Below are 17,744 nucleotides of genomic sequence, written 5' to 3' on the forward strand. Positions count from 1 at the left end.
ACGCGCTTTCGCGGCCGCAACTGACCCGAGGAGTTTCGATGCCGCTGACCCCGGCCGACGTCCACAACGTCGCCTTCAAGAAGCCGCCGATCGGCAAGCGGGGCTACGACGAGGAGGAGGTCGACGCTTTCCTCGACGAGGTCGAGCGTGAGCTTGCCCGTCTCATCGAGGAGAACAACGAGCTGCGCGCCCAGGTGGAGCGCGGCGGCCGTGGCGGCGCCCCCGCCGGCCCCGGCGGCGACGCCCGTCTCGCGGCGGAGCTCAACGACGTCAAGGCCCAGCTCGACCGGGTGCAGCGCGACAAGGCGGCGGCCGAGCAGGCCGCCCGCGCGATGCAGGCCGAGCTGGAGCAGGTCCGCTCCGCCGGCGGTCCGGCCGTCGGTGGCGCCGACGGCGAGCAGCAGGCGCTGCGGGTGCTGATGATGGCCCAGCGGACGGCCGACGACCACGTCTCCGACGCCCGTCGCGAGGCCGACCAGCTGCTCTCCGAGGCCCGTTCCAAGGCCGAGGAGGTCACCCGCGAGGCCCGCGCCAAGGCCGACGCCCTGGAGCGCGACGCCCGCCAGCGGCACCAGGAGGCCATGGGCGGCCTGGACGCCAAGCGCACCGCCCTGCAGAAGCACATCGAGGAGCTCAAGCAGTTCGAGCGTGAGTACCGCACCCGGCTCAAGGCCTACCTGGAGAGCCAGCTGCGTGACCTCGACGGCCGCGGTCAGGGCCTGGAGGTCGAGATGACCCGGGGTGGTGAGGGCACCCGGGCCGCTGGCGGCGGCAACGGGCTGGCCGCCGCCGGTCTCGCCGGCTCCTACGGCGGCGGTCGTTCCGGCGCTCTCGAATCCGGTCGCTGAACCATCGGTCGGCGACTGTCGCCCTGACGGTCGCCGACCTCGCCTCATCAGCACGACGCGGCGGGGGTGAGCCGTGATAGTCGCCAGTCTCCTGCTCATCCTCGTCGCGGTGGTGCTGCTGGTGCTCGGCCTGGCCGGTGGCTCCAGCGTTCTCCTGACCATCTCCATCGCGGCCAGCCTGCTGGCCGCCGTCGCGCTGGTCGCGGGCGCCCGCCAGGCGGCCGTGGACCGGGCGGCGGCGGATCCGGGCCGGCCGGGGTGGCGGCCCCGTCAGGCGACCCGCCCGGCCGGGCCGGCCTCCGCCGGCTGGTCGCCGCCGGCGGAGCCGGGGATTCCCGTGCAGCACGTTCCTCCGACGGTCGGCTCCGACGGCACCGGGTGGCGGCAACCGCCCGAGCCGCCGGTGGCCGACGGCGACGTCCCCGCCGCCCCGCCCGGGGCCGGCCCGGCCGTGCCGTTCGACGACGAGCCGCCCGCGCAGGACGTCACGCCGGTCGAGGCCGCCCGGGTGGCCCGCCTGGACGCCGAGGTGCGGGTGGTCGACGGCCGGCCCCGCTACCACCTGTCCGACTGCGCCTACCTGACGGGGCGGGAGCACGAGCCGCTTCCGGTCGCCGAGGCCGTCGAACTCGGCTTCACCCCGTGCGCCCGCTGTGCGCCCGACACCACCCTGCTCGCCGACGCCGGCCGGGTCTGAGCGGCGGGACGGCTCCCTGATGGACGCCACGCTGACGGTCGCGGTCCGGGTGAAGCCCGGCTCCGTCCGGGCCCGCGTCGGCGGCTGCTTCGACGGGCCGCTCGGGCCCGCCCTCGTCATCGCGGTGAACGCCCCGGCCGTGGACGGTCGCGCCACCGAGGCGGCCCGACGGGCGCTGGCGGGTGCGCTGGGCGTACGGCCGGCGGTGGTGTCGCTGCGGGCCGGCGCGGCCAGCCGCGACAAGCTCTTCCTGGTCGAGGGCCCCGCCCCGGAGTTGACGGAGGCGCTGCGCCGGCTGCGCGACGGGGCGTCCGGGTGACGGCCCCGGCCGGGCGTCCGACGATACGGAGCGTCGGCTGCGGTCGGTGAGCCGGCGCAGGCGGCCGGCCCGCTGGTTCGGCGAGTACGGCCGGGGTCCCGACGCGTGATCTGCTAGCGTTCCTTTTGCCCCAATTGGGGATGACTAGGGAGCGAACGTCGATTCGGCGGTGCGGCACGTTGTCGTGCGCCTGTACGTTCCGTATTCTTGCGAACCTCCGGAGTGCGCGGCCCCGTCGCCGCGCGCCCCTTTCGTACCTGGGGGCGCCGATGCCGGCGGCCCCCGTCCAGGTGCCGCGGACCGCCGCGGTTCCGTGGCCGAGGGAGCGACGATGGCGAAGCCAGCCGACACCAGGACCGCCGGCCGGAAGCCGGTGGCGAAGGCGACCCGCAGCGCTGCGGAGACCGAGAAGATCCGGGCGGCCCTGGCGGCGCGGCGTGACGAGTTGCGCGCCGAGTACGATCAGACGCTGAGCGAGATCACCGAGCTGCAGCGCGACCGGCTGACCGACTCGGCCGGGGACGACCAGGCCGACACCGGGACCAAGACGTTCGAGCGTGAGCAGGAGATCTCACTCGCCAACAGCATCCTGGAACGGATCACGCAGGTCGAGCGGGCGCTGGAGCGGCTCGACGAGGGTGGCTACGGCTGGTGCGAGCGGTGCGGCAACCCCATCCCGGTGGAGCGGCTGGCCGCCTTCCCGTCGGCCACCCTCTGCGTGACGTGCAAGCAGCTGGAGGAGCGGCGCTGAGGCCCGCTCCCCGGCGGCCATGGGAGGCGGCGCGCGAGCGCCGCCGCGAGCGTCGATGGGGAGTAGATGTCCGAAGCACCGTCCGCCGGGCCTGGCAGCGCTGAGCCGGGTACCGGCAGCGCCGAGCCGAGGGCCGGAACGCCCCACCGCCGGCCCGTCGCGATCCTGTTCGGCCTCGCGCTGACCCTGCTCGCCGCCGACGCCGCCACCAAGCACCTCGCCCTGGCCGCCCTGGAGGACCGGGAGCCGGTCAGACTGCTCGGCGGGGCGGTCTACCTGAGCCTCACCCGCAACAGCGGCGCGGCGTGGAGCATCGGCGCCGACCACACCTGGGTCTTCCCGCTGATCACCCTCGGGGTGATCGGTTGGATCGTCTGGATGGCGCTGCGCCTGCGCTCGCTGCCCTGGGCGATCTCGCTGGGCCTGGTACTGGGCGGGGCGCTGGGCAACTTCGTCGACCGGGTCTTCCGCGCCCCGGGCTGGTTCGTGGGGCACGTGGTGGACATGGTCAGCGTCTTCGCGCCGTACGGCCGGGTGTTTCCGGTGTTCAACCTGGCCGACAGCGCCCTGGTCTGCGGCGTGCTGCTCGCCCTCCTGCTGGAGCTGACGGGCCGGCAGCGCGACGGCAGCCGGATCGGCCACGGCGAGTCCACCGACGAGGCGGCGGCCCGGGCCGACGCCGGGCAGCGGGAGCGGGCATGACCGCCGCCTTCGCCGCCGGCGGCGACCACCGTTCCCTGCCCGTTCCCGACGGTCTCGACGGCTCGCGGCTCGACCAGGCCGTGTCGCGGCTGTTCGGGCTGTCCCGCACCGCCGCCGCGGCCCTGGTCGACGCCGGCGACGCGCTGGTCGACGGGGTCGCCCGGCCCAACTCCCACCGGGTGAAGGCCGGCTCCTGGCTGGAGGTGACCCTGCCCGCGCCGGTCGCCCCGCCCACCGTGGTGCCGCAGGCGGTGCCCGGGCTGCGGGTGGTGTACGCCGACGACGACATCGTGGTGGTGGACAAGCCCGTCGGCGTCGCGGCCCACCCGAGCCCCGGCTGGACCGGCCCGACGGTGATCGGCGCGTTGGCTGCTGTCGGGCACCGCATCTCGACCAGCGGCGCCGCCGAGCGGCAGGGCGTGGTGCACCGGCTCGACGTGGGCACCACGGGCATCATGGTGGTGGCCAAGAGCGAGCAGGCGTACACGGCGTTGAAGCGCGCGTTCAAGTACCGCGAGGTGGAGAAGCGCTACCACGCGGTCGTGCAGGGCCACCTCGACCCGCTGCGCGGCACCGTCGACGCCCCGATCGACCGGCACCCCACCCACGACTACCGCTGGGCGGTGGTCTCCGGCGGCAAGCCGAGCATCACCCACTACGACACCGTGGAGGCGTTCCCGGCGGCGAGCCTGGTCGACGTGCGGCTGGAGACCGGGCGTACGCACCAGATCCGGGTGCACTTCTCGACGCTGCGGCACCCGTGCGTGGGAGACCTCACCTACGGCGCGGACCCGACCCTGTCCGCCCGGCTCGGGCTGAGCAGGCAGTGGCTGCACGCCCGGTCGTTGAGCTTCCTGCACCCCCGCACCGGGGACGAGGTGCAGTTCGTCAGCGACTACCCTGACGACCTGGACCGCGCGCTCGAGATCCTGCGCGACTGAGCGCCGTCCCGGCCGTGACGATCCGACGAGGGGAATCCCGCCCGTGCGCGTCGGCGACCCGCTGCGGCAGCCGGGACAGCGACCGCTGCCCCGACCGGTGGGCACGGTGACCCGGTTCGGCGGGGGCCGTGACCCGGGAACGCCCGGCGCCGCCGCGCCCGCCGGTGGGCGAAACGTCGGAACCCGCACCGGGCGTGGTGGACGCGTCACCGGGACCGGTCGGGCCGGCACCCGGCGTGACGCCGCCGGTGGCCCCGGCGACCTCGGCATACGCCGGCCTCGGGGGCGCGGCGGGGCCAGGGCCGTGACCGCAGGAAGAACCGAAGGTGCGTAGACGGGTGTGGTCCGAATAGGGTTTCGTTCGTAGCCTGTCAGACGGGCATCGATGGCGCTGGGAGGGCGAGCCGTGGAGGGCAGCGAGACCGGCTGGGGGCGGCCGGCCGAACCAGCACCGCGGTGGCGGGCGCTGCTCGACCGGGCCCGGCACGGCGGTCGCACGGCCGAGCAGGCCGAGACCGACCGGCACGCCGACCCGCCGCCCCTCCCGCCGGAGCCGCTGCCGCGACGCCCGTCGGGCAACGGCTACGCCGCGCGGGTGCCGGCCATCGGGCGGGCGCCCGAGCCGCCGTACGTGCCGGAGCCCGGCCCGCCGCCCTACGGCGCGGAGTACGGCCGCCCGGTCGAGGCGGGCTACCGGGCCGAGGCCACCTACCGGGTGGAGCCGGCCTACCGGGTGGACCCGACCGAGCCCGCCTACCGCGTGGAACCGGAGTACCCACCGGAGCCCGGCTACCGGTCGGATCCGGTCGAGCCGTCCTACCGGTCGGATCCGGTCGAGCCCGTGTACCGGTCGGATCCGGTCGAGCCGTCCTACCGCGCCGAGCCGGAATACCCGGCCGAACCGCCGTACCGGGTCCCGACCCAGGCGCCGCCGCCCCGCGTCGAGTCCGAGCCGCGCCACGGCCCGGGGCCGATCGAGTCGCGCTACGCCCTGCTGGACAACGGCTACCGGCACGAGCCGCCCCCGGTCCGGTCCCGGTACGCGGTGCTCGACAACGGCTACCGGTCCCAGTCCGCCCCTCAGGCCCCACCCCCTCAGGCCCCACCCCCGCCGGCCCCGCCGCCGCCCCCGCCCGCCGCGCCGGTGGCCGCCGACCAGGGCTACCCGGCGCACGTCGAGTGGCGCCCACGCGGCACGGAGAGCGCGCTGGAGCGCGCCGCCGGGGTGCTGCGCCGCGACCTGGGCACCCCCCGGGTGCTCGCGTTCGCCAACCCGAAGGGCGGCGTGCACAAGACCACCGCCACCGTCCTGGCCGCGGCGACCGTCGGCAGCGTACGCGGGCGTGGCGTGCTGGCCTGGGACGACAACGAGCTGCGCGGCACGCTCGGGCTGCGCGCGGGCAGCGCCCGGCACGCCCGGACCATCCGGCACCTGGTCAGCGATCTCGCGCACGTGGAGATCAAGGAGGGGCCCGAGCTGCTGGAGCACCTGGACGACTACCTGCGGCACGCCTCCGACGGTTCGTACGACGTGCTGGCCGGCGAGGAGAGCCCGCGGTTCGCCCAGCGGCTCGACCAGTTCACCGTCCGGCGGGTGCTGGAGCTGCTGCGGCGCACCCACGACGTGGTCTGCGTCGACACGGGCAACAACGTGGAGAGCGCCAACTGGCGCACCGTCATGCAGGCGGCGGACCAGCTCGTGGTGACCACCGTGCCGCGGGAGGACGCCGCGTTCAGCGCCGACTGGATGCTGGACCTGCTGCACGAGGTGGGCATGGGGGAGCTGGCCGACAACGCGGTCACCCTGATCTCCTGTCCCACGCCGGGCCGCTCGCCGTTGCAGGACGACCTGGAGCGGCACTTCGCCACGCGCACCCGGGCCGTCGCCGTGGTGCCGTACGACCCGGCGCTGGAGACCGGCTCCTCGATCGAGTACCACCAGCTTCAGCAGGAGACCCGGCAGGCGTGGTTGACGGCCGCCGCGGCGATGCTGGAGCCGTTCGCCCGGTGAGCGGGTGTGCCGCCACCGACCACCCACGCCGCCCACCGGCCTGAGAGGATCACCGGGTGAGCGCGGACACCCCCGAACCCGACCGGCCCGACCGCCCACCGTACGGCGGTCCGGTGGAACACGGTGCCGGCGCCGACCTCGGTTACGCCGCCGGCTACCCGCGTGCGCCGGTGGAGCCGGACCTGCCGCGCGGGCGGGCGGTCCGCCTCGCCCTGCTGGCGGTGCTCGCGTCGAGCGTGCTGGGGGTCCCGCTCGGGCTGCTCTGGGCCGCGCTCGCGCCGGACACCCCGGTGCTCAAGGTCGCCGACGGGGCGATCTACACCGAGCCGCAGCCGGAACAGCCGATCGCCGCCGACGGCTGGTTCAGCCTGCTGGGGCTGGGCTTCGGGGTGCTCGTCGCGCTCGTGCTGTGGTTCCTGCTGCGCCGGGTACGGGGGCCGGTCGGCCTGCTCGCCGCCGTGCTCGGCGCCTTCGGCGCGGCGCTGGTCGCCTGGCAGGTCGGCCGGCGGATGGGGCTGGCCGGCTACGAGCGGCTGCTGGAGAACGCCCCGGTGGGTCGGGCCTTCGACAAGCCGGCCGACCTGCGGGCGGGCGGGATCGAGTGGGTGCTCGGCGTGCTGCCGGTGCCGCACGGCAACCTGCTGCTGCCCGCGTTCGGCGCGGCCGTGACGTACACCCTGCTGGCCGGCTGGTCGCGCTGGCCGTCGCTGCGTCCGGAGCGCGAGCCCGGCGAGCCGGGGGTCAGTTGGGGGCCGGCGGGGACGCCAGTTCCGCCAGTGGCACCGGAACCGCCCGCACCTGGCGCAACAGCGCCGCCTCACGGTTGAGCAGGCGCAGTTCCGCGCGGAGTCGGGCGGCGGTGTCGTCGATGGCGAGCAGCCGCTGCCGGTCGGCCACGGTCAGCACGGCCGTCGCGGCCACCAGGTGCGACAGCACCGTCGGGTCCTCCGGCAGCTGCTCGGAGAGCTCCTCGGGGTCGGCGCGGATCAGGCCCAGGTACTGCCGGAAGACCGAGATCACCCGGGCGGCGAGCAGGTCGGCGACCTCGTCGGGCCCGCCCGGCTCGGGCAGCCACTCCACGTCGGCGGTCAGGTAGGGCTCGGCGGCCCGGTCCACGCCGGCGATGCGGAACCTGCGCTTGCCCACCGTGACGATGTCGAAGCCGCCGTCGGGGCGCTCGGTGACCTGCCGCAGCTCGGCGGTGCAGCCCACCTCGTGCAGGGTGACGTCGCCGTCGGGCAGGGGCTGGCCGTCCGGCCCGGTCGGGGCGACCTCCCAGCCGGCCCGGATGGCCACCACGCCGAACTCGCGCGGGGCGTCCTCGGGCAGCGAGACCAGGTGTCGGACCAGGGCGCGGTAGCGCTCCTCGAATATGTGCAGGGGCAGCACCAGGCCGGGAAAGAGGACCGTTCCGAGCGGAAACACCGGCAGCCGCGCAGTCACGCCCCGAGCCTAGCCCGATCCCGGCGCGACGGCGTGTCCCGGCTCACCGTCCCGGCGTACGGGCGGCGCCGGTCGCCGTCCGGACGGGCCGCCTAGACTCGCAAGGGTGTTGAACCGGATCGACCTGCGCGGCGGCGTCCGTGACCCGCGCCGTCTGCTGCCCCGTGCCCAACTCGACGTCTCCGTGGCCGTCGAGCGGATCCGCCCCCTCGTGGAGGCGGTCCGGGAGCATGGCTACCCGGCGATCCGGGAGGCGAGCGAACGGTTCGACGGGGTCTCGCCCGAGGTGCTGCGGGTGCCCGCCGACGCGATCGCCGAGGCGGAGGGCACCCTCGACCCGGCGGTGCGCGCCGCGCTGCTGGAGTCCATCACCCGGGCCCGGAAGGTGCACGCCGACCAGCGCCGCACCGACCACACCACCCAGGTGGTGCCGGGCGGCACGGTGACCGAGCGCTGGGTGCCGGTCGACCGGGTCGGCCTCTACGTCCCCGGCGGCCTGGCGATGTACCCGTCGACCGTGGTGATGAACGTGGTGCCGGCCCAGGCGGCCGGGGTGCGTTCGCTGGTGGTGGCGAGCCCGCCACAGAAGGAGAACGGCGGCCTGCCCGACGCCCGGGTGCTCGCCGCCTGCGCCCTGCTCGGTGTCGACGAGGTCTACGCCGTCGGCGGCGCCCAGGCGGTGGCGATGCTGGCGTACGGCGCGGCGGTCGACGCCGAGGGCGCCGCGCACTGCGACCCGGTCGACATGATCACCGGGCCGGGCAACATCTGGGTCACCGCCGCCAAGCGGCTGCTGCGCGGCGTCGTCGGCATCGACGCCGAGGCCGGCCCGACCGAGATCGCCATCCTGGCCGACGACACGGCCGACCCGGCGCACGTCGCGGCCGACCTGGTCAGCCAGGCCGAGCACGACCCGCTAGCGGCCAGCGTGCTGGTGACCTGTTCGGTCGAGCTGGTGGAGGCCGTCGAGCGGGAGCTGGCCCGGCAGGTGCCGGCCACCAAGCACGCCGAGCGGGTCACCACCGCGCTCACCGGCGAGCAGAGCGGCGTCGTCCTGGTCGACGACCTCGACGCGGGGCTGCGGGTGGTCGACGCGTACGCGGCCGAGCACCTGGAGATCCAGACCCGGGACGCGCGCGAGTGGGCGCTGCGGGTGCGCAACGCCGGGGCGATCTTCGTGGGCGCCTGGTCGCCGGTGTCGCTCGGCGACTACTGCGCCGGCTCCAACCACGTGCTGCCCACCGGCGGCTGCGCCCGGCACTCCTCGGGGCTGTCGGTGCAGTCCTTCCTGCGCGGCGTCCACCTGGTCGAGTACACGCAGGAGGCGCTGCGGGAGGTGGCCCCGCACGTGGTCACCCTCGCCGGCGTCGAGGACCTGCCGGCGCACGGGCAGGCGGTCAGCGTGCGTTTCCCGGGGGCCGCGTCGTGAGCGGGCCGGAACCCCGTCGGCCGCGGGCCGTCGCCGGGTGCAGCGGGATGGCGGCGTGACCACCATCGACGACCTGCCGATCCGCGACGACCTGCGCGGGATGTCGCCGTACGGGGCACCGCAACTCGACGTGCCGGTGCGGCTGAACACCAACGAGAACTCCCACCCGGTGCCCGAGCCGGTGGTGGACGCGATCGGCAAGGCCCTCGCGGCGGAGCTGCGCGACCTCAACCGCTACCCGGACCGCGACGCCGTGGCGCTGCGCGCCGACCTGGCCGGCTACCTCGGCCACGGGCTCACCGTCGAGCAGGTGTGGGCCGCCAACGGCTCCAACGAGATCCAGCAGCAGCTGCTCCAGGCGTTCGGCGGGCCGGGGCGCAGCGCGCTCGGTTTCGTTCCCGCGTACTCGATGCACCCGCTGCTGGCGCTCGGCACCGGCACCCGGTGGGTGCCGGCCCGGCGGGGCGTCGACTTCGGTCTGACCGCCGACGAGGCGGTCGCCCAGGTCCGCGAGCACGCCCCGGACGTGGTCTTCCTCTGCTCGCCGAACAACCCGACCGGCACCGCCCTCGACCCGGCGGTGGTCGCCGCGGTGCTCGACGCCGCGCCCGGCATGGTGGTCGTCGACGAGGCGTACGCCGAGTTCGCCCGGCCCGGCACCGTCAGCGCCCTCGCCGTGCTGCCGGGACACCCGCGGCTGGTGGTGACCCGGACGATGAGCAAGGCGTTCGGGTTCGCCGGTGGCCGGCTGGGCTACCTGGCGGCCGACCCGGCCGTGGTGGCGGCGGTGCAACTGGTCCGGCTGCCGTACCACCTCTCGGCGCTCACCCAGGCCGCGGCCCGGGCGGCGCTGGCGCACCGCGACGCCCTGCTCGGCACGGTGGCCGCCATCTGCGCGCAGCGCGACCGGATCGTGGCGCGGCTGCGCGGGCGGGGGCTGCGGGTGGCCGACAGCGACGCCAACTTCGTACTGTTCGAGGTCGGGGGCGACCAGGCCGTCGCCTGGCGCACCCTGCTGGAGCACGGCGTGCTGGTCCGCGACGTCGGCCTGCCGGGCTGGCTGCGCGTCACCGCCGGCACGACGACCGAGACCGACGCCTTCCTCGCCGCCGTGGAGAAGATCTAGTGGGAGCGCGAGGAGCGAGCTCGCGAGACCCGCAGTCGCGACCGAAAGGCAGGCAATGAGCCGGACCGCCCGCGTGGAGCGGATCACCAAGGAGACGAAGGTCCTCGTCGAGATCGACCTCGACGGCACCGGCCGCGCCGAGATCGGCACCGGCGTCGGCTTCTACGACCACATGCTGCACCAGATCGCCCGGCACGGGGGCTTCGACCTGACCGTGCGCACCGTGGGCGACCTGGAGATCGACGCCCACCACACGATGGAGGACACGGCGCTGGCCCTGGGCGCCGCGTTCGACCAGGCGCTGGGGGACAAGGCCGGCATCCGGCGGTACGGCTCGGCCACCGTCCCGATGGACGAGGTCCTCGTCCGGGCCGCGGTCGACCTGTCCGGCCGCCCGTACGTGGTGCACGACGAGCCGGTGCTGGCGCCGTACATCGGACCGGTCTACCCGACCAGCATGACCCGGCACATCTGGGAGTCCTTCGGCCAGGCGGCCCGGATCACCCTGCACGTGGACGTGCTGCGGGCGGCCCGTCCGGGCGGCCACCCGGACGCCCACCACGTGGTGGAGGCGCAGTTCAAGGCGGTCTCCCGCGCGCTGCGCGAGGCCACGGCGGTCGACCCGCGCGCGGCGGGCGCCATCCCCAGCACGAAGGGAGCCCTGTGAGCGTGAGCGCGAGGAACGCAGCGCAGCGGAGTCCCGCAGTCGCGAGCGGAAGGTTGGCCCGGTGAGCGCGAGGAACGCAGCGCAGCGGAGTCCCGCAGTCGCGAGCGGAGGGCGGATCTGATGGGCCGGGTGCTGCCGTCGTTGCTGCTGATCCTGGCCGGCGTGCTGGTGGGCGGGGCGTGGTCGTTGCACAGGCAGGCCGCGCCGCGTGGCGCCGTGGTCGTCACCGCGCTGCTCGCCGTCCTGGCCACGGCCGCCGGCGTGCTCTGGATGCTGCCGGGGGAGGGCGCGTGAGCGGGCGGATGGTGCGACGGCGTCCCGCCGCCGCCGGCCGGCGGGTGGTGACGGCATGAGCCGCGTGGCGGTGCTCGACTACGGGTCGGGCAACCTGCGCTCGGCGGAGCGGGCCCTGGCCCGGGCCGGCGCGGACGTGACGGTGACCGACGACCTGGTCGCCGCCGCCGAGGCGGACGGGCTGGTGGTGCCGGGCGTGGGCGCGTTCGCCGCCTGCATGGCCGGGATCGAGGCGCTCGGCGCCGGCCCGGTGATCGCCGAGCGGGTGGCCGCCGGCCGGCCGGTGCTGGGCATCTGCGTGGGCATGCAGGTGCTCTTCGAGCACGGCGCCGAGCACGGGGTGGTGACGAAGGGCCTCGGGCTGCTGCCCGGCGGGGTGACCAGGCTGGCCGCCGCCCGACTGCCGCACATGGGCTGGAACACGGTCGCGGCGCCGGCGGGTTCGGTGCTCTTCGCCGGCCTGCCCGCCGACAGCCGGTTCTACTTCGTGCACTCGTACGGGGTGGGGGACCCGGGCGCGCTGGCGGGGGCCGGCGCCACGGTCACCACCGCCCACCACGGGACGGATTTCGTGGCGGCCGTGGAGCGGGGCCCGCTCTGCGCCGCGCAGTTCCACCCGGAGAAGTCCGCCGACACCGGTGCCGCGCTGCTGCGCAACTGGCTGGCCACGCTGTCCACCGGTGGCTGAGCGTCGCCGCGGTGCGGTGGGCCCGCTCCGACCCGCCGCCGGTAGTGTTCCTGCGCGTCGGCAGTCACCCGGCCGGCCGCGTCGCCGACGGGGCACGTCGTGAGCAAGGAGCGGGCCCGCCGCCGGGCGGCCCGGGAGGCGCAGGCCGCCCGGGAACGGGTCGTGCGTGAGCGCCGGTCGGCCCGGCGCTCACGTCGCCGGGCGCTGGTCCGCCGGTTGACGCCGTCGCTGCGCCGGGGGCGGACGGGCCGGCTGCCTCGGCACAGCCGTGGCGAACGTGCCGCCATCGTGCTGCTGACGCTGGCGGCGATGGCGCTGATCTGGACGTTCGTCGACGATCTGGCGCTGCGGATCGCGCTGGTCGTGCTGTTGCTGCTCGTACTGCCGGCGATCGTGGTGATCGCCCTGGACCGTCGCACCTGAATTCGAGGAGAAACACCGTGAGCCTCACCCTGTTGCCCGCCGTGGACGTCGCCGACGGCCAGGCCGTCCGGCTCGTGCAGGGCGCCGCCGGCAGCGAGACGACGTACGGCGACCCGCTGGAGGCCGCGCTGGCCTGGCAGCGGGACGGCGCCGAGTGGATCCACCTGGTCGACCTCGACGCCGCGTTCGGCCGGGGCTCCAACGCGCACCTGCTGGCCGAGGTGGTGCGGCAGCTCGACGTGAAGGTGGAGCTGTCCGGCGGCATCCGCGACGACGAGTCGTTGCACGCCGCACTCGGCACGGGCGCGGCCCGGGTGAACATCGGCACCGCCGCCCTGGAGGACCCCGTCTGGTGCGACCGGGTGTGCGGGGAGTACGGCGACCGGGTGGCGATCGGGCTGGACGTGCGGGGTCGTACCCTCTCGGCCCGGGGCTGGACGCGCGACGGCGGCGACCTCTTCGAGGTGCTGGAGCGGCTGGACAAGGCGGGTGCGACGCGCTACGTCGTCACCGACATCACCAAGGACGGCACCATGCGCGGGCCGAACCTGGACCTGCTGCGCGAGGTCTGCGCCCGCACCGACGCCCCGGTGATCGCCTCCGGCGGGGTCTCCACGCTGGACGACCTGCGGGCGCTGGCCACGCTGGAGCCGCTCGGGGTGGAGGGCGTGATCGCCGGCAAGGCGCTGTACGCGGGCGCCTTCACGGTGGCGCAGGCGCTGGAGACCCTGGCCGCGGCGTGACCGTCACGCGGCTCGGTTCGGGCGGCCCGTGGGAGTCGCTGTACGGCTACTGCCGGGTGGTCCGGGCCGGCGACCTGGCCGTGACGGCGGGCTGCACCTCCACGGTGGACGGCACGGTCACCCACGTCGGTGACGCGGCTGCGCAGACCGCCCAGGCGCTGCGGATCGGGCTGGACGCGCTGGCCGAGGTGGGCGCGGAGCCCGGCGACGTCGTGCGGACCCGGATGTACGTGACGGACCGGACGTACGCCGACGAGGTGGGCCGGGCGCACAACGCGGTCTTCGGCGCGGTCCGCCCGGCGGCCACCATGGTGGTGGTGGCCGGCCTGCTGCACCCGGACCACCTGGTCGAGGTGGAGCTGGAGGCCTATCTCGGCGACCGCTGAACCGGTCGGCGGTGGCGTCGGCGGCGGTGGCGGCGGTCGTGGTCGCGTCCCGTCGGGGCGGCGGTAGCGGCGGTCACCGCCCACCCCGATCGGTTGTGCGCAATACAATTGCGCGCTACGGTTTCCCGGTGACCGACCATCTGGTGCTGCGCCGGCAGGTGTGCTTCGCGCTCTACGCCGCGTCGCGCGCCCTCACCGACGTCTACCGGCCCGTCCTCGACGAGTTCGGTCTGACCTACCCGCAGTACCTGGTGCTGCTGGTGCTCTGGGAGCGCGACGACGCCCCCACGGTCTCCGAGCTCGGTGCCGCGCTGCGGCTGGACTCCGGCACGCTCTCCCCGCTGCTCAAGCGGCTGGAGGGGGCGGGGCTGGTCGTCCGGACCCGGTCGGCGCGCGACGAGCGGCGGGTGGAGGTGGGCCTGACCGGCGACGGGCGGGCCCTGCGGCACCGGATGGCGGAGGTGCCGCTGCGGGTCGCGCTCGCCACGGGCCTCACCGAGGCGGAGCTGGTCGCCCTGCGCGACACCCTCACCCGGGTCACCGAGACGATCCACCGACAGAAGGAGCAGTGACCATCATGCAGGTGCTCTACACCGCGTCCGCCCGGGCCACCGGGGACGGTCGGGACGGCCACGTCCGCACCTCCGACGGCACCGTCGACCTGGATCTGGCCGTGCCGAAGGAGATGGGTGGCGCCGGCGGCGCCGCCAACCCCGAGCAGCTCTTCGCGGCCGGCTACGCCGCCTGCTTCCACTCGGCGCTGCGTCTGGTCGCCCGCAAGGCCAAGGTCGACGTCTCGGGTTCGGTCGTCGAGGCCGAGGTCGGCATCGGTGCCAACGGCAGCGGCGGCTTCGGGCTGGCCGTCACCCTCCTGGTGGACCTCCCGGCCGCCGAGCGGGCCGCCGCCGAGCAGGTCGTCGAGCAGGCGCACCGAGTCTGCCCCTACTCGAACGCGACCCGCGGCAACGTCGAGGTGGCCCTCACCGTACGCGAGGCGCTGTGAGCACCCGCAACCGCGAGATCCACCTCGCCTCCCGCCCGCAGGGCTGGCCGACGGCCGACAACTTCCGCCTCGTCGAGACCGACGTGCCGACCCCCGGCCCGGGTCAGATCGTGGTCCGCAACCGGTACATGTCGGTTGACCCGTACATGCGGGGCCGGATGAACGACGTCAAGTCGTACGTGCCGCCGTTCGCGCTCGACGCGCCGCTGGACGGCGGGGCGGTCGGCGAGGTCGTGGCCGGTGAGACCGAGGGCCTGCGGCCCGGCGACACCGTGCTGCACGGCCTCGGCTGGCGCGAGTACGCGCTGCTCGACGCGAAGGCCGCCCGGAAGGTCGACCCCGACCTCGCCCCGGTCACCGCCTACCTGGGCGTGCTGGGCATGACCGGCCTGACCGCGTACGCCGGGCTGCTGGAGGTCGCCGGGATGAAGCCGGGGGAGACCGTCTTCGTCTCCGCCGCCGCAGGCGCGGTGGGCAGCCTGGTCGGCCAGATCGCCAAGCTCAGGGGCGCGGCACGCGTGGTCGGCAGCGCCGGCTCGGCGGCCAAGGTCGAACGGCTGCGCGCGCTCGGCTTCGACGCCGCGTTCGACTACCACGACGGGCCCGTACGCGACTCGCTGAAGGCCGCCGCGCCCGACGGCGTCGACGTCTACTTCGACAACGTCGGCGGCGACCACCTCGAGGCGGCGATCTCCGCGATGAGGGTGCACGGCCGGGCCGCGATCTGCGGCATGATCGCGCAGTACAACGACACCGAGCCCCCGGCCGCGCCGCGCAACCTGGCGCTGGTCATCGGCAAGCGGCTCACCCTGCGCGGCTTCCTGGTCGGCGACCACGGCCACCTGCGCGGCGAGTTCGTCCGCGAGATGGCCGGCTGGCTGCGCGACGGGAAGGTCTCCTACGACGAGACGGTCGTCGACGGCATCGAGGACGCCCCGGAGGCGTTCCTCGGCCTGCTGCGCGGCGAGAACCTCGGCAAGATGCTCGTCCGGGTGTGACCGGAAGCGCCGCTCCTGGCGCCACGGGTCCCGCTACGCGGTGGCCGGCCTCACCGGCCGGTCACCGCCGGGACCGGGAAGGATAGGCTCGCGGCATGACGGTGGCGGTGCGGGTCATCCCGTGTCTCGACGTGGACGCCGGTCGGGTGGTCAAGGGGGTCAACTTCCTCGACCTGCGCGACGCCGGCGACCCGGTGGAGCTGGCGGCGGCGTACGACCGGGCCGGCGCGGACGAGCTGACCTTCCTCGACGTCACCGCCTCCTCCAGCGACCGGGGCACGATGCTCGACGTGGTCCGCCGCACGGCGGAGTCGGTCTTCATCCCGCTCACCGTCGGCGGCGGCGTCCGGCAGGTCGCCGACGTCGACACCCTGCTGCGCGCCGGCGCGGACAAGGTCGGGGTGAACACCGCCGCGATCGCCCGCCCGGAGCTGATCGCCGAGATCGCCGACCGCTTCGGCCGGCAGGTGCTGGTGCTCTCGCTGGACGTACGGCGCGCGCCCGGAGGCGGCACGCCCAGCGGGTTCGAGGTGACCACCCACGGCGGCCGGCGCGGCACCGGGCTCGACGCGGTCGGGTGGGCCCGCCGCGGCGCCGAGCTGGGTGCGGGCGAGATCCTGCTGAACTCGATGGACGCCGACGGCACCAAGGCCGGCTTCGACCTGGAACTCATCGGCGCGGTGCGCCGGGTGGTCGACGTTCCGGTGGTGGCCAGCGGCGGCGCCGGCGAGGTGGCGCACTTCGCGCCGGCGATCGGCGCCGGCGCCGACGCGGTGCTCGCCGCCAGCGTCTTCCACTTCGGCGAGCTGACCGTCGCCGAGGTCAAGGACGCGCTGCGCGGGGCCGGGCACCCCGTCCGCTGACCGCCCGCGTGATCTGGCCGGCCGGCGCAATCCGCCCGGTCCCTCCGGCCCGCGTGATCCGCCCGGTCCCTCCGGCCTGCCCGGCCCGTCGGTGCCCGCTCAGTCGCGGCGGGACCGGTTCTCGGGCGAACGCCGCGGCGCCGGGATCGACCGCACCACGTACTCCTGGACGGCGGCGGCGTGGTCGGCCTCCTCCAGCTGCCACTCCGCACTGACGGGGGCGTGCCGCCGCACCAGCACCCCCTGCACGGTGTCCACCGTGGTGGCCAGCCCGGCGCTCGGCCGGGTGCGCCAGAGGCGTTCACCGTCGGCGGTGATCCGGAACCAGCCGTCGGTGACGCTGACCAGCCCGGCCCCGACGAGGCGACGGACCGCCGCCTCCACCTCGTGCCGTTCGGGGATCGCCTGGTTGAGGTGGTCGGCGGTGGAGAGCACGTCGGCGAGGCGTACGCCCTCGGGGCGGCGGCTGGTCGCCGCGCGGCGGTGCCGTCCCGCACCGCTGGCGATCACCACCGAGACGAAGATCCAGGCATCGCTCCAGCGCCATCCGTTCTCCCCCATGCGAGGATTCTGCCGGGCGTGGCGTCCGAAGGGAACACCGGCGTCCGGCCCGTGTCCCCGGGACAGGGGTGGGCTCGGACGCGGCTCGGGGTGGCACTGGGGCGGTGCGCCCGGCCGGGTCCGCCGCCATCCCGGGGGCGGCGCGCGGGTCAGGCCGTGGGGAGCGGCGCGACCGGGCCCGCAGTGGGGCGGTCCTTCGGCCCGGCGACGGTGAACAGCGGCAGGAAGAGCTGGGTCAGCGGGCCGATGGCCAGCGCGTAGACGACCGTGCCGACGCCCACCGTGCCGCCCAGCAGCCAGCCCAGCGCCAGCACCGCGACCTCGATGACGGTGCGGACGAGCCGGATCGAGCGGCCGGGCCGGCGGGCGACGTAGCCGGTCATCAGGCCGTCGCGGGGGCCGGGCCCGAGGCGGGCGCCGATGTAGAGCCCCGTCGCCGCCCCGTTGGCCACGATGCCGGCGACCAGCATCCCGGCCCGTACGCCCAGCGGCCCGCCGCCCGGCAGCAGCGCGAGCGCCGCGTCCACCACCAGCCCGATCACCAGGACGTTGCTGACCGTGCCGAGGCCGGGGCGCTGGCGCAGGGGTATCCAGAGCAGCAGCACCAGCGCGCCCACCGCGATGGTGACGATGCCGAAGGAGAGGCCGGTCAGCTCGGACAGGCCCTGGTGGAACACGTCCCACGGGTCGAGCCCCAGCCCCGATTCGATCATCAGGGCCATGCTCACGCCGTAGAGGACGAGGCCCGCGTAGAGCTGGCTGAGCCGCCGCACGGAACGATGTCGGAGATTGCCAATCGGTGTCACCCATGCCACGCTAAAGGCCAATTAGCGCAGCGTAAGAGCCAATCC

23 protein-coding genes are annotated in these 17,744 nt (G+C 75.2%); 20 read left to right on the forward strand and 3 right to left on the reverse strand.

Annotated elements, in window-relative coordinates; genetic code table 11:
• Positions 1-38: 38 nt before the first annotated feature.
• From KBX06_RS07575 to KBX06_RS07610, 8 genes are all read left to right on the forward strand, one after another.
• Positions 39-848, forward strand: coding sequence for a DivIVA domain-containing protein (locus KBX06_RS07575; RefSeq protein ID WP_210833500.1), 810 nt, complete (start codon positions 39-41; stop codon positions 846-848).
• Positions 849-921: 73 nt separating this feature from the next.
• A complete protein-coding gene (locus KBX06_RS07580) occupies positions 922-1,545 on the forward strand; it encodes a hypothetical protein (RefSeq protein WP_210833501.1) in 624 nt (207 codons plus the stop codon).
• Positions 1,546-1,564: 19 nt separating this feature from the next.
• Positions 1,565-1,864 (forward strand): DUF167 domain-containing protein, encoded by a 300-nt coding sequence (locus KBX06_RS07585; protein ID WP_210833502.1) that lies wholly within the window; start codon positions 1,565-1,567, stop codon positions 1,862-1,864.
• Positions 1,865-2,195: 331 nt separating this feature from the next.
• Positions 2,196-2,615 carry a TraR/DksA C4-type zinc finger protein gene (locus KBX06_RS07590; RefSeq protein ID WP_007463005.1) on the forward strand — a complete coding sequence of 140 codons (420 nt, stop codon included), beginning with the start codon at positions 2,196-2,198 and terminating at the stop codon, positions 2,613-2,615.
• 66 nt (positions 2,616-2,681) lie between these two features.
• Positions 2,682-3,317 (forward strand): signal peptidase II, encoded by a 636-nt coding sequence (lspA, locus tag KBX06_RS07595; protein ID WP_210833503.1) that lies wholly within the window; start codon positions 2,682-2,684, stop codon positions 3,315-3,317.
• A complete protein-coding gene (locus KBX06_RS07600) occupies positions 3,314-4,258 on the forward strand; it encodes an RluA family pseudouridine synthase (protein WP_210833504.1) in 945 nt (314 codons plus the stop codon). The genes lspA and KBX06_RS07600 overlap by 4 nt, the downstream gene beginning before the upstream one ends.
• 385 nt (positions 4,259-4,643) lie before the next feature.
• Positions 4,644-6,269, forward strand: a complete 1,626-nt coding sequence (locus KBX06_RS07605; protein ID WP_210833505.1) for an AAA family ATPase — start codon at positions 4,644-4,646, stop codon at positions 6,267-6,269.
• A gap of 56 nt (positions 6,270-6,325) precedes the next feature.
• Positions 6,326-7,096, forward strand: coding sequence for a DUF2567 domain-containing protein (locus KBX06_RS07610; protein ID WP_307854488.1), 771 nt, complete (start codon positions 6,326-6,328; stop codon positions 7,094-7,096).
• On the opposite strand, the gene KBX06_RS07615 is transcribed toward KBX06_RS07610, so the two are convergent.
• Positions 7,011-7,712 carry an LON peptidase substrate-binding domain-containing protein gene (locus KBX06_RS07615; RefSeq protein ID WP_210833506.1) on the reverse strand — a complete coding sequence of 234 codons (702 nt, stop codon included), beginning with the start codon at positions 7,710-7,712 and terminating at the stop codon, positions 7,011-7,013. The two genes, KBX06_RS07610 and KBX06_RS07615, sit on opposite strands and share 86 nt — an antisense overlap.
• A 106-nt stretch (positions 7,713-7,818) precedes the next feature.
• Here KBX06_RS07615 and hisD point away from each other — a divergent pair, with 106 nt between their 5' ends.
• The 12 genes from hisD to hisF all read left to right on the forward strand — a co-directional run bounded on the left by hisD (position 7,819) and on the right by hisF (position 16,332).
• Positions 7,819-9,141, forward strand: coding sequence for a histidinol dehydrogenase (gene hisD / locus KBX06_RS07620; RefSeq protein ID WP_210833507.1), 1,323 nt, complete (start codon positions 7,819-7,821; stop codon positions 9,139-9,141).
• Positions 9,142-9,196: 55 nt separating this feature from the next.
• On the forward strand, positions 9,197-10,267 hold the full coding sequence (locus KBX06_RS07625; protein ID WP_210833508.1) for a histidinol-phosphate transaminase: 1,071 nt from the start codon (positions 9,197-9,199) through the stop codon (positions 10,265-10,267).
• Between the two features lie 55 nt (positions 10,268-10,322).
• Entirely contained in the window at positions 10,323-10,934 is a 612-nt protein-coding gene (gene hisB / locus KBX06_RS07630; RefSeq protein ID WP_132236332.1) for an imidazoleglycerol-phosphate dehydratase HisB, read from the forward strand.
• Positions 10,935-11,054: 120 nt separating this feature from the next.
• Positions 11,055-11,228, forward strand: coding sequence for a hypothetical protein (locus KBX06_RS07635; RefSeq protein ID WP_210833509.1), 174 nt, complete (start codon positions 11,055-11,057; stop codon positions 11,226-11,228).
• 55 nt (positions 11,229-11,283) lie between these two features.
• Positions 11,284-11,916 carry an imidazole glycerol phosphate synthase subunit HisH gene (gene hisH / locus KBX06_RS07640; RefSeq protein WP_210833510.1) on the forward strand — a complete coding sequence of 211 codons (633 nt, stop codon included), beginning with the start codon at positions 11,284-11,286 and terminating at the stop codon, positions 11,914-11,916.
• A gap of 99 nt (positions 11,917-12,015) precedes the next feature.
• Positions 12,016-12,339 (forward strand): hypothetical protein, encoded by a 324-nt coding sequence (locus tag KBX06_RS07645; RefSeq protein WP_210833511.1) that lies wholly within the window; start codon positions 12,016-12,018, stop codon positions 12,337-12,339.
• Between the two features lie 17 nt (positions 12,340-12,356).
• The gene (gene priA / locus KBX06_RS07650) at positions 12,357-13,082 is read left to right on the forward strand and encodes a bifunctional 1-(5-phosphoribosyl)-5-((5-phosphoribosylamino)methylideneamino)imidazole-4-carboxamide isomerase/phosphoribosylanthranilate isomerase PriA (RefSeq protein WP_210833512.1); all 726 of its coding nucleotides are present in this window, start codon (positions 12,357-12,359) and stop codon (positions 13,080-13,082) included.
• Entirely contained in the window at positions 13,079-13,468 is a 390-nt protein-coding gene (locus tag KBX06_RS07655) for a RidA family protein (protein WP_210833513.1), read from the forward strand. The genes priA and KBX06_RS07655 overlap by 4 nt, the downstream gene beginning before the upstream one ends.
• A 128-nt stretch (positions 13,469-13,596) precedes the next feature.
• Complete coding sequence (locus KBX06_RS07660) at positions 13,597-14,040, forward strand: MarR family winged helix-turn-helix transcriptional regulator (RefSeq protein ID WP_210833514.1); 444 nt, start codon at positions 13,597-13,599, stop codon at positions 14,038-14,040.
• 5 nt (positions 14,041-14,045) lie between these two features.
• Complete coding sequence (locus KBX06_RS07665) at positions 14,046-14,471, forward strand: organic hydroperoxide resistance protein (protein WP_247685465.1); 426 nt, start codon at positions 14,046-14,048, stop codon at positions 14,469-14,471.
• Positions 14,468-15,469 carry an NADP-dependent oxidoreductase gene (locus KBX06_RS07670; protein WP_210833516.1) on the forward strand — a complete coding sequence of 334 codons (1,002 nt, stop codon included), beginning with the start codon at positions 14,468-14,470 and terminating at the stop codon, positions 15,467-15,469. Before KBX06_RS07665 ends, KBX06_RS07670 begins: the two co-directional genes overlap by 4 nt.
• Before the next feature lie 95 nt (positions 15,470-15,564).
• On the forward strand, positions 15,565-16,332 hold the full coding sequence (hisF, locus tag KBX06_RS07675; RefSeq protein ID WP_210833517.1) for an imidazole glycerol phosphate synthase subunit HisF: 768 nt from the start codon (positions 15,565-15,567) through the stop codon (positions 16,330-16,332).
• 99 nt (positions 16,333-16,431) lie between these two features.
• Here the strand turns inward: hisF and KBX06_RS07680 are convergent, their stop codons facing one another.
• Both KBX06_RS07680 and KBX06_RS07685 read right to left on the reverse strand, forming a co-directional pair.
• Complete coding sequence (locus tag KBX06_RS07680; protein ID WP_210833518.1) at positions 16,432-16,893, reverse strand: hypothetical protein; 462 nt, start codon at positions 16,891-16,893, stop codon at positions 16,432-16,434.
• 149 nt (positions 16,894-17,042) lie between these two features.
• A complete protein-coding gene (locus tag KBX06_RS07685; protein ID WP_210833519.1) occupies positions 17,043-17,699 on the reverse strand; it encodes a YitT family protein in 657 nt (218 codons plus the stop codon).
• Positions 17,700-17,744: the final 45 nt, after the last annotated feature.

The organism is Micromonospora sp. C31 (genome assembly GCF_018070575.1).
Classification (GTDB): Bacteria; Actinomycetota; Actinomycetes; order Mycobacteriales; family Micromonosporaceae; genus Micromonospora.

Coding starts and splice junctions, on each gene's coding strand:
- KBX06_RS07665 (WP_247685465.1), top strand. CDS start 14,046: ATGCAGGTGCTCTACACCGCGTCCGCCCGGGCCACCGGGGACGGTCGG.
- hisF (WP_210833517.1), top strand. CDS start 15,565: ATGACGGTGGCGGTGCGGGTCATCCCGTGTCTCGACGTGGACGCCGGT.
- KBX06_RS07635 (WP_210833509.1), top strand. CDS start 11,055: ATGGGCCGGGTGCTGCCGTCGTTGCTGCTGATCCTGGCCGGCGTGCTG.
- KBX06_RS07680 (WP_210833518.1), bottom strand. CDS start 16,893: ATGGGGGAGAACGGATGGCGCTGGAGCGATGCCTGGATCTTCGTCTCG.
- hisH (WP_210833510.1), top strand. CDS start 11,284: ATGAGCCGCGTGGCGGTGCTCGACTACGGGTCGGGCAACCTGCGCTCG.
- lspA (WP_210833503.1), top strand. CDS start 2,682: ATGTCCGAAGCACCGTCCGCCGGGCCTGGCAGCGCTGAGCCGGGTACC.
- KBX06_RS07585 (WP_210833502.1), top strand. CDS start 1,565: ATGGACGCCACGCTGACGGTCGCGGTCCGGGTGAAGCCCGGCTCCGTC.
- KBX06_RS07605 (WP_210833505.1), top strand. CDS start 4,644: ATGGCGCTGGGAGGGCGAGCCGTGGAGGGCAGCGAGACCGGCTGGGGG.
- hisB (WP_132236332.1), top strand. CDS start 10,323: ATGAGCCGGACCGCCCGCGTGGAGCGGATCACCAAGGAGACGAAGGTC.
- KBX06_RS07575 (WP_210833500.1), top strand. CDS start 39: ATGCCGCTGACCCCGGCCGACGTCCACAACGTCGCCTTCAAGAAGCCG.
- KBX06_RS07590 (WP_007463005.1), top strand. CDS start 2,196: ATGGCGAAGCCAGCCGACACCAGGACCGCCGGCCGGAAGCCGGTGGCG.
- KBX06_RS07600 (WP_210833504.1), top strand. CDS start 3,314: ATGACCGCCGCCTTCGCCGCCGGCGGCGACCACCGTTCCCTGCCCGTT.